13 protein-coding genes and 1 tRNA gene are annotated in these 12,780 nt (G+C 55.9%); 10 read left to right on the plus strand and 4 right to left on the minus strand.

The features are described 5' to 3' along the window. Positions 1-268: 268 nt before the first annotated feature. Positions 269-481, minus strand: a complete 213-nt coding sequence (locus ABE456_RS03370) for a cold-shock protein (RefSeq protein ID WP_003250656.1) — start codon at positions 479-481, stop codon at positions 269-271. Between the two features lie 162 nt (positions 482-643). Next, a complete protein-coding gene (locus ABE456_RS03375; protein ID WP_110743934.1) occupies positions 644-949 on the minus strand; it encodes a hypothetical protein in 306 nt (101 codons plus the stop codon). A gap of 338 nt (positions 950-1,287) precedes the next feature. Here ABE456_RS03375 and thrS point away from each other — a divergent pair, with 338 nt between their 5' ends. From thrS to ABE456_RS03425, 10 genes are all read left to right on the plus strand, one after another. Beyond that, positions 1,288-3,210: a threonine--tRNA ligase gene (gene thrS, locus ABE456_RS03380; protein ID WP_346642700.1), complete on the plus strand. Its 1,923-nt coding sequence runs from the start codon at positions 1,288-1,290 to the stop codon at positions 3,208-3,210. Continuing rightward, positions 3,210-3,761, plus strand: coding sequence for a translation initiation factor IF-3 (infC, locus tag ABE456_RS03385; RefSeq protein WP_346642701.1), 552 nt, complete (start codon positions 3,210-3,212; stop codon positions 3,759-3,761). Before thrS ends, infC begins: the two co-directional genes overlap by 1 nt. A gap of 62 nt (positions 3,762-3,823) precedes the next feature. Then, positions 3,824-4,018, plus strand: coding sequence for a 50S ribosomal protein L35 (gene rpmI, locus ABE456_RS03390; protein WP_003250667.1), 195 nt, complete (start codon positions 3,824-3,826; stop codon positions 4,016-4,018). A 27-nt stretch (positions 4,019-4,045) separates the two neighbouring features. Further along, positions 4,046-4,402, plus strand: coding sequence for a 50S ribosomal protein L20 (rplT, locus tag ABE456_RS03395; RefSeq protein ID WP_003250671.1), 357 nt, complete (start codon positions 4,046-4,048; stop codon positions 4,400-4,402). A gap of 109 nt (positions 4,403-4,511) precedes the next feature. Then, positions 4,512-5,528 (plus strand): phenylalanine--tRNA ligase subunit alpha, encoded by a 1,017-nt coding sequence (gene pheS, locus ABE456_RS03400; RefSeq protein WP_003250674.1) that lies wholly within the window; start codon positions 4,512-4,514, stop codon positions 5,526-5,528. A 31-nt stretch (positions 5,529-5,559) separates the two neighbouring features. Next, positions 5,560-7,941 (plus strand): phenylalanine--tRNA ligase subunit beta, encoded by a 2,382-nt coding sequence (gene pheT, locus ABE456_RS03405; protein ID WP_346642702.1) that lies wholly within the window; start codon positions 5,560-5,562, stop codon positions 7,939-7,941. 4 nt (positions 7,942-7,945) lie between these two features. Further along, positions 7,946-8,248 carry an integration host factor subunit alpha gene (gene ihfA, locus ABE456_RS03410; RefSeq protein WP_003250679.1) on the plus strand — a complete coding sequence of 101 codons (303 nt, stop codon included), beginning with the start codon at positions 7,946-7,948 and terminating at the stop codon, positions 8,246-8,248. Beyond that, positions 8,229-8,585 carry a MerR family transcriptional regulator gene (locus ABE456_RS03415; protein WP_003250681.1) on the plus strand — a complete coding sequence of 119 codons (357 nt, stop codon included), beginning with the start codon at positions 8,229-8,231 and terminating at the stop codon, positions 8,583-8,585. Before ihfA ends, ABE456_RS03415 begins: the two co-directional genes overlap by 20 nt. Positions 8,586-8,690: 105 nt before the next feature. Beyond that, a tRNA-Pro gene (locus tag ABE456_RS03420) sits at positions 8,691-8,767 on the plus strand. A gap of 549 nt (positions 8,768-9,316) precedes the next feature. Then, positions 9,317-9,706: a hypothetical protein gene (locus ABE456_RS03425; RefSeq protein WP_346642703.1), complete on the plus strand. Its 390-nt coding sequence runs from the start codon at positions 9,317-9,319 to the stop codon at positions 9,704-9,706. Positions 9,707-10,293: 587 nt separating this feature from the next. Here ABE456_RS03425 and ABE456_RS03430 read toward each other — a convergent pair. Together ABE456_RS03430 and ABE456_RS03435 are read right to left on the minus strand one after the other, a co-directional pair. After that, positions 10,294-11,205, minus strand: coding sequence for an Eco29kI family restriction endonuclease (locus ABE456_RS03430; protein ID WP_346642704.1), 912 nt, complete (start codon positions 11,203-11,205; stop codon positions 10,294-10,296). Between the two features lie 9 nt (positions 11,206-11,214). Then, positions 11,215-12,426: a DNA cytosine methyltransferase gene (locus ABE456_RS03435; protein WP_346642705.1), complete on the minus strand. Its 1,212-nt coding sequence runs from the start codon at positions 12,424-12,426 to the stop codon at positions 11,215-11,217. Positions 12,427-12,780: the final 354 nt, after the last annotated feature.

Raw genomic sequence — 12,780 nt, forward strand, 5'->3', positions numbered from 1 at the left:
TGCATGCTCCTGTGGCGGCCCCTTCGCGGCGGTTCGACGCCTCGGTAAACCCGTTCCCGCAGGGGGAGCGTTAACCCTCAGGCCTGCGCCGTACCTGTGGGAGCGGCCTTGTGTCGCGATGGGGCGCGAAGCGGCCCCAGGCTTTCAGCTTCGTAGCAGAAACTGCCGGGGCCGCTTTGCGGCCCTTTCCGACCGGTCCGGCGCCCCGGCAAGGCCGCTCCCATAAAAAAACCCGCCACAAGGGCGGGTTTTTTTACAGCTATCCGAATTACTCCGGACGAACCTGTGCAGCCTGCATGCCCTTCTGGCCGCGCTCGGCGACGAAGGAAACAGTCTGGCCTTCTTTCAGGCTCTTGAAGCCGTCGGATTCGATGGCCTTGAAGTGTACGAACAGGTCGTCGCCGCCGCCTGCTGGGGTGATGAAGCCGTAGCCTTTCTCATCATTGAACCATTTGACGGTGCCTTGTTGGCGATTGGACATGGGTGAATCTCCAGAACATTTAGTTTTTTCAGTGGTGCAATGTGGCCGAGGCTACGCAGCACGGGACACATCATAGTCTAATTCTGCGCATCTAGCGCCTTTTACCTTCGCAGGATATTGATCCAGCTCAAAGAATCGCTGGTCTGCCCTGGCTTTAAGGTTTCAGCTCTTAGGCGCGCAGGCCTGTTTCACCACCGTCTGCGCCTTCTGCATCAGCTTGGCGTCCACGCCATCCTGGCTGTCCAGGTCGGCAATCTCGGCGTCGGTGAAATTCTTCTTGATGGCTTGGGCGCCACAGTCGCAGTGCTTTTTCGCGGTCGCAGCGTCAACGCCCTGGCCGCTGGCCACTTGCGTGCACTGGGCCATGTAGCCGGCCTCCTTCCCGGGTGGGAAGTTGCCAGCGTTCGCAGCCACGGGCAGCAGCAGGGCACCGGCGGCCGCCAGGGCCAGAAGAGACGGAACTCGCATAACCAGATACTCCTTGGGTTAAGGTCTCATCAAGAGTAGGTTGCTTCCCAAGGTCTGATAGGACTTTTTCCGCGTTAGTTCACCGTTACAGAGCAATTTCCAAATATTTCTGCCTGGGGTGCAACCCGCGTGCTAGCATGCTCCGCTTGTGGCCGCGCTGTTGCCGGCTGCAGCTATCTTATTTCTTTCCAGTCACTCTGGTTCGTCCCTGACAAGCCGAAAGGCTTCTGCCACTGTGAGGCAGGCTTCCCGTTGACGGAAGGCAGGCCGGATCTTGTACTGGCTCATCCCAACCCACGTGACCTTTGGTAGGGGTCACCACTAGGAGAGGAGGCGCCATGCCCGTTATTACTCTTCCCGATGGCAGTCAACGTTCGTTTGATCACGCCGTATCCGTAGCCGACGTTGCCGCTTCCATCGGCGCCGGCCTGGCCAAGGCCACCCTGGCCGGCAAGGTCGACGGCAAACTGGTCGATGCTTGCGACCTGATCAGCCACGACGCCACCCTGCAGATCATCACCCCTAAAGATGAAGAGGGACTGGAGATCATCCGTCACTCGTGCGCCCACCTGGTTGGCCACGCCGTGAAGCAGCTGTACCCGACCGCCAAGATGGTTATCGGCCCGGTCATCGACGAAGGCTTCTATTACGACATCGCCTACGAGCGCCCCTTCACCCCAGAAGACATGGCCGCCATCGAAAAGCGCATGATGGAGCTGATCGAAAAAGACTACGACGTAGTCAAGAAGGTGACCCCGCGCGCCGAAGTCATCGACGTGTTCAAGGCCCGTGGCGAAGACTACAAGCTGCGCCTGGTCGAAGACATGCCGGATGAACAGGCCATGGGCCTGTACTACCACGAAGAATATGTCGACATGTGCCGTGGCCCGCACGTGCCGAACACCCGCTTCCTCAAGTCGTTCAAGCTGACCAAGCTGTCCGGCGCCTACTGGCGCGGTGATGCCAAGAACGAGCAGCTGCAGCGCGTGTACGGCACCGCCTGGGCTGACAAGAAGCAGCTGGCTGCCTACATCCAGCGCATCGAAGAAGCCGAAAAACGCGACCACCGCAAGATCGGCAAGCAGCTCGACCTGTTCCACCTGCAGGAAGAAGCCCCGGGCATGGTGTTCTGGCACGCCAACGGCTGGACCGTCTACCAGGTACTCGAGCAGTACATGCGTGGCGTGCAGCGCGAAAACGGCTACCAGGAAATCAAGACCCCGCAGGTTGTCGACCGCATCCTCTGGGAGCGTTCCGGCCACTGGTCCAACTACGCCGAGAACATGTTCACCACTTCGTCGGAAAGCCGTGACTACGCGGTAAAACCGATGAACTGCCCGTGCCACGTGCAGGTGTTCAACCAGGGCCTGAAAAGCTACCGCGACCTGCCGCTGCGCCTGGCCGAGTTCGGTGCCTGCCACCGTAACGAGCCGTCTGGCGCCCTGCACGGCATCATGCGCGTGCGTGGCTTTGTACAAGACGACGCGCACATCTTCTGCACCGAAGAACAGGTGAAGAAAGAGGCCGCCGACTTCATCAAGCTGACCCTGGACGTGTACAAGGACTTCGGCTTCAGCGATATCGCCATGAAGCTGTCGACCCGCCCGGCCAAGCGCGTAGGTTCCGAAGAGCTGTGGGACCGTGCCGAAGGTGCACTGGCCGACGCCCTGAACGAATCCGGCCTTGAGTGGGAATACCAGCCAGGCGAGGGCGCCTTCTACGGCCCGAAAATCGAGTTCACCCTGCGCGACTGCCTCGGCCGTAACTGGCAGTGCGGTACCCTGCAGTACGACCCGAACCTGCCAGAGCGCCTGGATGCCAGCTATATCGCCGAAGATAACGCCCGCAAGCGCCCGGTAATGCTGCACCGCGCCATCCTCGGTTCGTTCGAACGCTTCATCGGCATGCTCATCGAGCACTACGCTGGCGTGTTCCCGGCCTGGCTGGCCCCGACCCAGGCGGTGATCATGAACATCACCGACAAGCAGGCCGATTTCGCCCTTGAGGTTGAGAAATCTCTGAACGGTAGCGGTTTCCGTGCCAAGTCGGACTTGAGAAATGAGAAGATCGGCTTTAAAATCCGCGAGCATACTTTGCTCAAGGTCCCGTACCTTTTGGTTATAGGGGACCGCGAAGTCGAAACGCAAACCGTCGCTGTGCGTACTCGCGAAGGCGCTGACCTGGGCTCGATGCCCGTCGCGCAGTTTGCCGAGCTTCTGACACAAGCGGTTTCCCGGCGTGGTCGCCAAGAATCGGAGTAATGACTATTAAGCGTGAAATGAGAAACGATAAGCGTGCGGCACCGAAAGCCCCGATCAACGAGAATATCTCGGCCCGCGAGGTTCGGTTAATTGGCGCAGACGGCGAGCAGGTTGGCATCGTCTCGATTGATGAAGCGCTTCGTATCGCTGAAGAAGCGAAGCTGGATCTGGTGGAAATCTCTGCAGACGCGGTACCGCCTGTCTGCAAGGTGATGGACTACGGCAAGCACCTCTTCGAGAAGAAGAAGCAGGCCAACGAAGCCAAGAAAAACCAGAAGCAGATCCAGATTAAAGAAATCAAGTTTCGTCCAGGGACGGAAGAAGGGGATTACCAGGTAAAACTACGCAACCTGGTACGTTTCCTTACCGATGGGGACAAGGCCAAGATCTCTCTGAGATTCCGCGGCCGTGAGATGGCCCACCAGGAGCTGGGCATGGAGCTGTTGAAGCGGGTTGAAGCTGACCTGGCTGAATACGGCGCCGTTGAGCAGCATCCGAAGATGGAAGGACGCCAGCTTATGATGGTCATCGCCCCCAAAAAGAAGAAGTAATCTCCCGGGCACGGCAGGCCTGATGATTATTGTGTAATTTTTATCGAATGCGGAGTTCCAACATGCCAAAAATGAAAACCAAGAGCGGTGCTGCGAAGCGCTTCCTGAAGACCGCTTCCGGCTTCAAGCACAAGCACGCTTTCAAGAGCCACATCCTGACCAAAATGTCGACCAAGCGTAAGCGTCAACTGCGCGGTGCCAGCCTGCTGCACCCGTCTGACGTGGCAAAAGTCGAGCGCATGCTGCGCGTACGTTAATTCTGGTTTAGATAGAGGAAGTTACTCATGGCTCGTGTTAAGCGTGGCGTCATCGCTCGTAAGCGTCACAAGAAAATTCTGAAACTGGCTAAAGGCTACTACGGTGCACGCTCGCGCGTATTCCGCGTTGCCAAGCAGGCTGTCATCAAGGCTGGTCAATATGCCTACCGTGACCGTCGTCAGAAGAAGCGTCAGTTCCGCGCACTGTGGATCGCTCGTATCAACGCCGGTGCCCGCACCAACGGTCTGTCCTACAGCCGTCTGATTGCTGGCCTGAAAAAGGCTTCGATCGAAATCGACCGTAAGGTTCTGGCCGATCTGGCAGTGAACGAAAAAGCGGCGTTTGCTGCGATTGTCGAGAAAGCTAAAGCCGTTCTGGCTTAAGTACCCGCGACAATCACCCGGCGGCGCTAGCGCCGTCGGGCATTGAACGTCATCGATAGGGGAAGAGCCTTCAAAGCTCTTCCCCTATTTTCGTATCTGGAGTCTGTACATGGAAAACCTGGATGCGCTGGTCTCCCAAGCCCTAGAGGCCGTGGAGCGCGCTGAAGACATCAATGCCCTGGAACAGATCCGGGTTAATTATCTCGGCAAGAAGGGCGAGCTGACCCAGGTGATGAAGACCCTGGGCAACCTGCCAGCCGAAGAGCGGCCGAAAGTCGGCGCGCTGATCAACGACGCCAAAGAGCGCGTTACCGTTGTGCTCAATGCCCGCAAGGCCGCCTTTGAAGAGGCCGAGCTCAGCGCTCGCCTGGCTGCCGAATGCATTGACGTCACCCTGCCAGGCCGCGGCCAGGCCACCGGTGGCCTGCACCCGATCACCCGTACCCTCGAGCGCATCGAGCAGTTCTTCACCCACATTGGCTACGGCATTGCCGAAGGCCCAGAGGTGGAAGACGACTACCACAACTTCGAAGCGCTCAACATCCCAGGCCACCACCCGGCCCGCGCGATGCATGACACCTTCTACTTCAATGCCAACATGCTGCTGCGTACCCACACCTCGCCGGTGCAGGTGCGGACCATGGAGTCCACCCAGCCGCCAATCCGCATTGTTTGCCCGGGCCGCGTATACCGCTGCGACTCGGATATCACCCACTCGCCGATGTTCCACCAGGTCGAAGGCCTGCTGATCGATCGCGATATCAACTTCGCCGACCTCAAGGGCACCATCGAAGAATTCCTGCGCGTGTTCTTCGAAAAAGAACTGGCGGTACGTTTCCGCCCATCGTTCTTCCCCTTCACCGAGCCGTCCGCCGAAGTCGACATCCAGTGCGTGATGTGTTCCGGCAACGGCTGCCGCGTGTGCAAGCAAACCGGCTGGCTGGAAGTGATGGGCTGCGGCATGGTGCACCCGAACGTGCTGCGCATGTCTGGCATCGACCCTGAAGAGTTCCAGGGCTTCGCCTTCGGCATGGGTGCCGAGCGCCTGGCCATGCTGCGCTATGGCGTCAACGATTTGCGTCTGTTCTTCGACAACGACCTGCGGTTCCTGGCGCAATTCCGCTAGGCCCAATCGACGCAACTTTCAGGAGAACAGCATGAAATTCAGTGAACAGTGGCTGCGCGGTTGGGTAAACCCGCAAGTCTCTCGTGACGAACTGGTCGCCCGCCTGTCCATGGCCGGCCTCGAAGTCGACAGCGTTACCCCCGCTGCCGGCCAGTTCAGCGGCATCGTCGTGGGCGAAATCCTCGCCACCGAACAACACCCGGACGCCGACAAGCTGCGCGTGTGCCAGGTAACCAACGGCCAGGAAACCTTCCAGGTCGTGTGCGGCGCGCCTAACGCCCGCCCAGGCATCAAGATCCCGTTCGCCATGATCGGCGCCGAGCTGTCTGGCGACTTCAAGATCAAGAAGGCCAAGCTGCGCGGCGTCGAGTCCTTCGGCATGCTGTGCTCGGCGGCCGAGCTGGAAATCAGCGAAGAAAACGACGGCCTGCTGGAACTGGCTGCCGACGCCCCGGTAGGCGAAAACATTCGCACCTACCTGAGCCTGGACGACGCCAGCATCGAAATCGGCCTTACGCCGAACCGCGGTGACTGCCTGTCCATCGCCGGCCTGGCCCGCGACGTCAGCGCCCTGTACGACACCCCGGTCACCCGCCCGGTCGTACCGGCTGTACAACCTGCCCACGACGAAGTGCGCCCGGTAGAAGTCAGCGCCCCGGCTGCCTGCCCACGCTACCTCGGCCGCGTTATCCGTAACGTCGACTTGAGCAAGCCGACCCCACTGTGGATGGTCGAGCGCCTGCGCCGCAGCGACGTACGCAGCATCGACGCTGCCGTCGACATCACCAACTACGTGATGCTCGAACTCGGCCAGCCGATGCACGCCTTCGACCTGGCAGAAATCAACGGCGGCATCCGCGTACGCATGGCCGAAGAGGGCGAAAAACTCGTCCTGCTCGACGGCCAGGAAGTAGCTCTGCGCGCCGACACCCTGGTAATCGCCGACCACACCCGCGCCCTGGCCATCGCCGGCGTCATGGGTGGCGAGCACAGCGGTGTAAACACCGAAAAAACCCGCGACCTGTTCCTGGAAAGCGCCTTCTTCGAGCCGATTTCCGTCGCTGGTAAAGCCCGTTCCTACGGCCTGCACACCGATGCCTCGCACCGCTACGAGCGCGGCGTTGACTCGCAGCTGGCCCGCGAAGCCATGGAGCGCGCCACCCAGTTGCTGCTGGACACCGTCGGCGGCGAAGCCGGCCCGATCGTCGAAGCCGTCAGCCAACAGCACCTCCCGCAAGTGGCCCCGGTTACCCTGCGCGCCGAACGCATCACCCAGATGCTCGGCATGGAAATGGCCCCAGCCCAGGTCGAGCAGCTGCTTAACGCCCTGGAACTGACCACCACCAGCAACGGGGCAGGGGAGTGGACCGTCACCGTCCCAAGCCACCGCTTCGACATCAGCCTGGAAGTGGACCTGATCGAAGAGCTGGCCCGCCTGTACGGCTACAACAACCTGCCGGTTCGCTACCCGCAAGCCCGCCTGGCGCCACAGGGCAAGCCGGAAACCCGCGGTGACCTGCCGACCCTGCGCCGCCTGCTGGTTGCCCGCGGCTACCAGGAAGCCATCACCTACAGCTTCATCGACCCGAAACTGTTCGAACTGTTCAGCCCGGGCGTAGAGCCACTGCTGCTGGCAAACCCCATCTCCAGCGACATGGCCGCCATGCGTGCCTCGCTGTGGCCGGGCCTGGTCAAGGCACTGCAGCACAACCTGAACCGCCAGCAAGACCGCGTGCGCATGTTCGAAAGTGGCCTGCGCTTCGTTGGCCAACTGGGTGACCTGAAGCAGCAGCCGATGATTGCCGGCGTTGTCACCGGCAGCCGCCTGCCAGAAGGCTGGGCCAACGGCCGCGACGGCGTCGACTTCTTCGACGTTAAAGCCGACGTGGAAGCCCTGCTGGGCTACTCCGGTGCACTGAACGACTTCACCTTCAGCGCCGGCAAACACCCAGCCCTGCACCCAGGCCAAACCGCCGCCATCGAACGCGACGGCAAACTGGTCGGCTACCTTGGCGCCATCCACCCAGAGCTGGCCAAAGCCCTGGACCTGGACCGCCCGGTGTTCCTGTTCGAGCTGGTGCTGGGTGACGTGGTCGAAGGCCGCCTGCCGAAATTCAGCGAATTGTCCAAGTTCCCGGAAACCCGTCGTGACCTGGCGTTGATCGCAGGACGTGATGTAGCTTCTAGCGCGGTGCTTGAATTAATTCGTGACAATGCAGGCGAATGGCTCACAGACCTCAGGCTGTTTGATGTCTACCAAGGTAAAGGCATTGATCCTGATAGAAAAAGCCTTGCCGTTGGCTTGACCTGGCAGCATCCATCGCGCACTCTTAATGACGATGAGGTGAACACTACCCTGCAAAACATCCTCACCTCGCTCGAACAAAGGTTGAACACCACGTTAAGGAAATAACGGCATGGGTGCTCTGACGAAAGCTGAGATGGCCGAAAGGCTGTACGAGGAGCTGGGGCTTAACAAGCGTGAGGCCAAAGAGCTGGTCGAGCTGTTTTTCGAAGAAATTCGGCACGCACTTGAAGAGAACGAGCAGGTCAAGCTGTCCGGTTTCGGCAACTTCGACCTTCGCGACAAACGCCAGCGGCCGGGCCGCAACCCCAAGACTGGGGAAGAGATCCCGATCACTGCACGGCGCGTCGTCACCTTTCGTCCAGGGCAGAAGTTGAAGGCCCGGGTTGAGGCCTATGCTGGAACCAAGCCATAACGACGAACTGCCCCCCATACCGGGCAAACGCTACTTCACCATTGGTGAGGTGAGCGAGTTGTGTGCCGTAAAGCCACATGTGCTGCGGTATTGGGAGCAGGAGTTCGACCAGCTTAACCCTGTGAAGCGGCGGGGGAACCGGCGGTATTACCAGCGCCAAGACGTGCTGATGATCCGCCAGATTCGTGCGCTGCTGTATGACCAGGGGTTCACCATTGGCGGGGCCCGGTTGCGGCTCTCCAGTGATGAGGCTAAGGATGAATCTAGCCAGTACAAGCAGCTGATTCGGCAGATGATTGTTGAGTTGGAGGATGTGCTGGTGGTGTTGAAGAAGTGAGCCTGGGTTTTTCTGATGAGTGGAAAATTTTTTGAGAAAAAGCTTTCATTTATCAGGGGCTTAGGGTACATTCTTCAACGTTCTCAGAGGTTTTGAGAATGTAGTCGGGGCGTAGCGCAGCCCGGTAGCGCACTTGCATGGGGTGCAAGGGGTCGAGTGTTCGAATCACTCCGTCCCGACCAAAAATCCCTAAAAATCCAGCCACTTACGAGTGTCTGGATTTTTTTATGCCTATTTGCTTTTGGTGTAATAGTTTCTACTTTGGCTCAGCCTGGTTCTCGTAAACTTGATTGTTAGTTTGCTAAAAAGTCACTTAAAAATCTCCATGCGATTGTTTAATGTAGCGAGTGTGCTGGCTTGGTTTAGAGATGACTGTTTGAATTGGCGACTGCCTTAAGTGAATTTAGGGGCTTGTGATTAATTTTTTATGATGTTTGTTTTTATGCATGGAAATTTCCTTGGATTAGTTAGTTGGCGCTCTCGGGGTCTCCCTTAATCCTGTATTTCAAGTTCTAATTGGATTTAGATTTAGGCGTTAAACTGTGCGGTAATAGGTGAGGAAAGTCCTGGGCTAGTGTCGGGCAGCAGGTTGTGTAATAACGTGCGTGTCCGTTCCATCGTTCAGGCATCAGAGTGTGGGAGTTCTTTAGTATTGGCTGAGATTGTAATCGACGTGCTATTTTGCTTTTGTTTTTCCCGCAATCAAGTGCATATATGAAGCAGGAGGTTTTTTGAGTTCTATTAAGGAACGTTTCGAGAGTCATCCTCTTATTTTTGGTTGCAGTCTGCTGTTGACAGGTTTGCTAACTGGTGTCCCGGTTGCAAAATTTTTACTTTCCGGAGAGGATCAATCGAAATCGGTAGGTCGCTCAGCAGCCCTAGAATGCACCATTGATGGATTACCATCTTTGGCTGAAGCTCACGATAAAAGAGTTTTCGCTATCCAGGGAAAACTTTTGGAGATCGAGGCGAAAGCTACTGATCCCAGCCTTATAAGCTCCTACCAGGAAAAGTATCTCGATAGTGCAGTTCGGGTGCGTGCGGATATTGATGTAGAGAATGCGTTCTATAATAAATCAGTTGAAACCTTACGTGCGAAATGCAAATACAGCGAAAAGTGATGGCTGGTTTGAAGCTGACAGTGTTGTAGTATTTAATACTTATTCTTCTGTCGTCTGAAGTGTAAAGGGGTTGAGTTATTATCAATCGGTGTCTGTAGATCTAGCCAATAGTATCGCGAAGGTGGGGGCAGGTTAATTTTTTAGGTGAGCGGATTAAGCTTGCGACTGCTATTCGGTAGGCTTTTCAGGGCGCAAGGATTCGCTTGTAGTGTGTTTGGGATAGAATTTCAGGTGATTTTTTAATATTTGGATCTAGATGGTTAGCTTTGATGCTTTTTACAGGTTAGGGTGTTGCTTTTTATGCTGGCTAATCAGTAAAGATTTGGCGAAATTGGTTTCGCTAAAAAGTATTTGTTGATGGCAGTGGTAAGCCAAAATACGCATTAGAACATTTTCAACCGCACTGGTTCTTTTGGCGGCGTGAAATTTCTATAATTGGAGAGCAGTCTTTAGAGTTGCATGTCTAAGATGCTCTTGAAAGTATGGCGCCGCAGTGCTTCTTCGTGATTAGAAAGTCGAGAGCGCATCTCGCATAATGTACTTCGCTCTCGTTTTTCTATGTTGATTTGACCTGACTCTGTCAGGTGTTAAGTAATTGTCAGATTACCATAATTTGCCCTTGCATCTGAAATTACAAACTCCTCATCGCGTTCATCTTTGAATTTTTCAGGGTTTAATTGCCGCATATCTTCTATGAAACGATTTAGCAGCTGATGAATATCTTTGTAAGGTGGGTTTAAGGATAAGTGTCGATCAACTTCAGCGATAATCTGCGTGATGCTTTTTTGATCTTTCGTGCTTTTGTCAGCCCAGGACCTACCAGGATGCATAGTGTCCCAAGGGGAGCGCTTATTGTCCCGCGTTTCGGAGCTGTCCCCATGTTTCCCCAGGCCAAAACATATCTTGGTCTCAGAGTTCCAGATGGGTTTGAATAGGTTTATTAAGTAGTCTTCGGCCGCTTTTTGAAATCCTGATTGAACTACCAAAAAACGACACTTGAAATCATTGATGTCGAGCGTGGTATTGGCTTTTTTAATGCTTTTAGCATGCTCATACATGCGAATTGACAGTTTTGTACCTTGAGCGATAGCGTCTTTGGCGGAGGGGGTTGCGGGATCAGCCTTTCCTACATATATAGGGTGGTCTGAGTCAACAAGTTTGGCGTAGGGCTCAAATTTGCCTTTATAGTAAATAGCATAAACCCCTGCGCCGTAAAAATTAGGAACGGACGCCAGGTCGTGCAATTCTTGAGAAACTAACGTGAGCGCTACTATTCGGCCGGCTGTTTGGGGGGCCGAAGGATCAAAAATAGACGCTGGTCGCAGGATGGGGTCAAAGCCTGCCGCTACCTCAGCCAATTGCTCAGCATATTTGCTCAAAGTCTGCCGCGCTTTGGCAACATTCCGTATGCTACCCTCAGGCTTGGTCGCCGCTAGCTTTGTTGTAAGCTTAGATAGTTGAACAAGCAATTCCTGTAGCCCCGCTGTTTCCTTCGCCACTCTGCCTCCTTATGCAACAGCTCTTAATTGGTTACACACCGCATCGGCGACATGCTGTGCTAATTTAACTGGTACCGCATTTCCAAGTTGGCGCATAATTTCTCCCCATGAGCCTTCGAATACAAACTCGTCAGGGAAGGTTTGAATGCGAGCGCACTCTCTAACAGTAAAATATCTGATAGAGCCATCGACTCGGCGGAGCATATTCTCACCACCAGGGACACCATGATCTCCAGCTTTCAGCGCTTTGGCCGGCTCATCCAGGGGGCTTCCAGTGTGACCAGGATAGCTTCTAGCACCAGGTTGGAATTTATGCGCTTGAAATAGGAGTGTTGGATGCTGTTCAGGATCAGGTAGGTCATTGATAGCATCCCTCACAGTCTGCCACGGGAGATACAACTCCTCAGAGTCTCTGAGGGCCAACATTTTCTTGCTGTTAGTGATTGGGCATTCCGGGCGTGAACGCTTGGCGACTTTGTGCCGCTCCCAGTAATCACCTGTTACCCACTGGTCTCTCAGCAGGGCGTCGCTGCTGTGAGTTTTGCTTGGGAAAGTCCAGGGGCGATGAATATCTGCCCTGAACCCCACAAAGAAAACGCGTTCCCGTTTTTGCGGCACACCGTAATCTGCAGCATTAACCAGACGAGCCACTACGTGATATTCGCTATGCCCGCCGGCGGTCTTATGCTGCTCAAGACGGCCAAGATGCTCCAGCCACTCCTCACCGACGCGCGCCTGCAAACTAGGGTATTCCAGCTGCAGTTGAATATAATTGAAGTAGTTGTAGAATGACGCCCGAGTCAAGCCCTTTACGTTCTCGAAAACGAAAGCTTTGGGCCGAACCTCACGGATAGCTCGTACGGCTTGCGGAAACATATCACGCTCGTCCAGGAAGCCACGATGCTTTCCGCCCATAGAAAAGGGCTGGCAAGGTGGTCCGCCGGTGATGAGGTCCAGGCCCGCGAAGCCCGAAAAGTCAAAGTGGCGAACATCCCCTTCCGTCACATCAGCCCAATGTGCGATCGGCTTTACTCCATAGCGCTTGTTGATGCGGAGCGTCTCGCAAGCATGCTTACTCCACTCGACCACCGCCTGGTGCTGCACACCACACCCCGAAAACCCCATGCCCAGGCCTCCAGCGCCAGCAAAGAGCTCAATGGATTGGAGCGGTGGGATTTGCTCGCCTTGTAACGTATTGCGTGGGAAACTCGCTGTTGCCATGTACACCTCTGACTAGGTGGATGCGGTGGGTGGGCTACGGTTGCAGCCGTAGCCCACCGATTTCAGATGGGATTCTACCCTAACCGCGCTTCTCCAGGGTCAACTGACATTAACGAAGGCCGAGAGCTTCGTAACAGGAAATCGCCGGACCAACCCGCTCTGCACCATCCTTGCCATACCGAAGGTCAGCTACGGCGGTCGGCGTGTCAGCGAGTTTTTGAGATGCGAACCCGCCTCATGCTCATTGGTTGTCTGGAGAGGCCAAGCTCATGATCGTAGCTGCAGGCTGCCACGACGCATTGATCAGTACTCTGGGGGCGTAAAAAATCCTCTTGATGGTCTGGTATGGTGACT

Source organism: Pseudomonas sp. TWI929, assembly GCF_039673335.1.
GTDB lineage: Bacteria > Pseudomonadota > Gammaproteobacteria > Pseudomonadales > Pseudomonadaceae > Aquipseudomonas.

What these genes read in the sequence shown, in the direction of transcription:
- ABE456_RS03370 (WP_003250656.1), bottom strand. Translation starts at nt 481, where the DNA reads ATGTCCAATCGCCAACAAGGCACCGTCAAATGGTTCAATGATGAGAAA.
- ABE456_RS03375 (WP_110743934.1), bottom strand. Translation starts at nt 949, where the DNA reads ATGCGAGTTCCGTCTCTTCTGGCCCTGGCGGCCGCCGGTGCCCTGCTG.
- thrS (WP_346642700.1), top strand. Translation starts at nt 1,288, where the DNA reads ATGCCCGTTATTACTCTTCCCGATGGCAGTCAACGTTCGTTTGATCAC.
- infC (WP_346642701.1), top strand. Translation starts at nt 3,210, where the DNA reads ATGACTATTAAGCGTGAAATGAGAAACGATAAGCGTGCGGCACCGAAA.
- rpmI (WP_003250667.1), top strand. Translation starts at nt 3,824, where the DNA reads ATGCCAAAAATGAAAACCAAGAGCGGTGCTGCGAAGCGCTTCCTGAAG.
- rplT (WP_003250671.1), top strand. Translation starts at nt 4,046, where the DNA reads ATGGCTCGTGTTAAGCGTGGCGTCATCGCTCGTAAGCGTCACAAGAAA.
- pheS (WP_003250674.1), top strand. Translation starts at nt 4,512, where the DNA reads ATGGAAAACCTGGATGCGCTGGTCTCCCAAGCCCTAGAGGCCGTGGAG.
- pheT (WP_346642702.1), top strand. Translation starts at nt 5,560, where the DNA reads ATGAAATTCAGTGAACAGTGGCTGCGCGGTTGGGTAAACCCGCAAGTC.
- ihfA (WP_003250679.1), top strand. Translation starts at nt 7,946, where the DNA reads ATGGGTGCTCTGACGAAAGCTGAGATGGCCGAAAGGCTGTACGAGGAG.
- ABE456_RS03415 (WP_003250681.1), top strand. Translation starts at nt 8,229, where the DNA reads ATGCTGGAACCAAGCCATAACGACGAACTGCCCCCCATACCGGGCAAA.
- ABE456_RS03435 (WP_346642705.1), bottom strand. Translation starts at nt 12,426, where the DNA reads ATGGCAACAGCGAGTTTCCCACGCAATACGTTACAAGGCGAGCAAATC.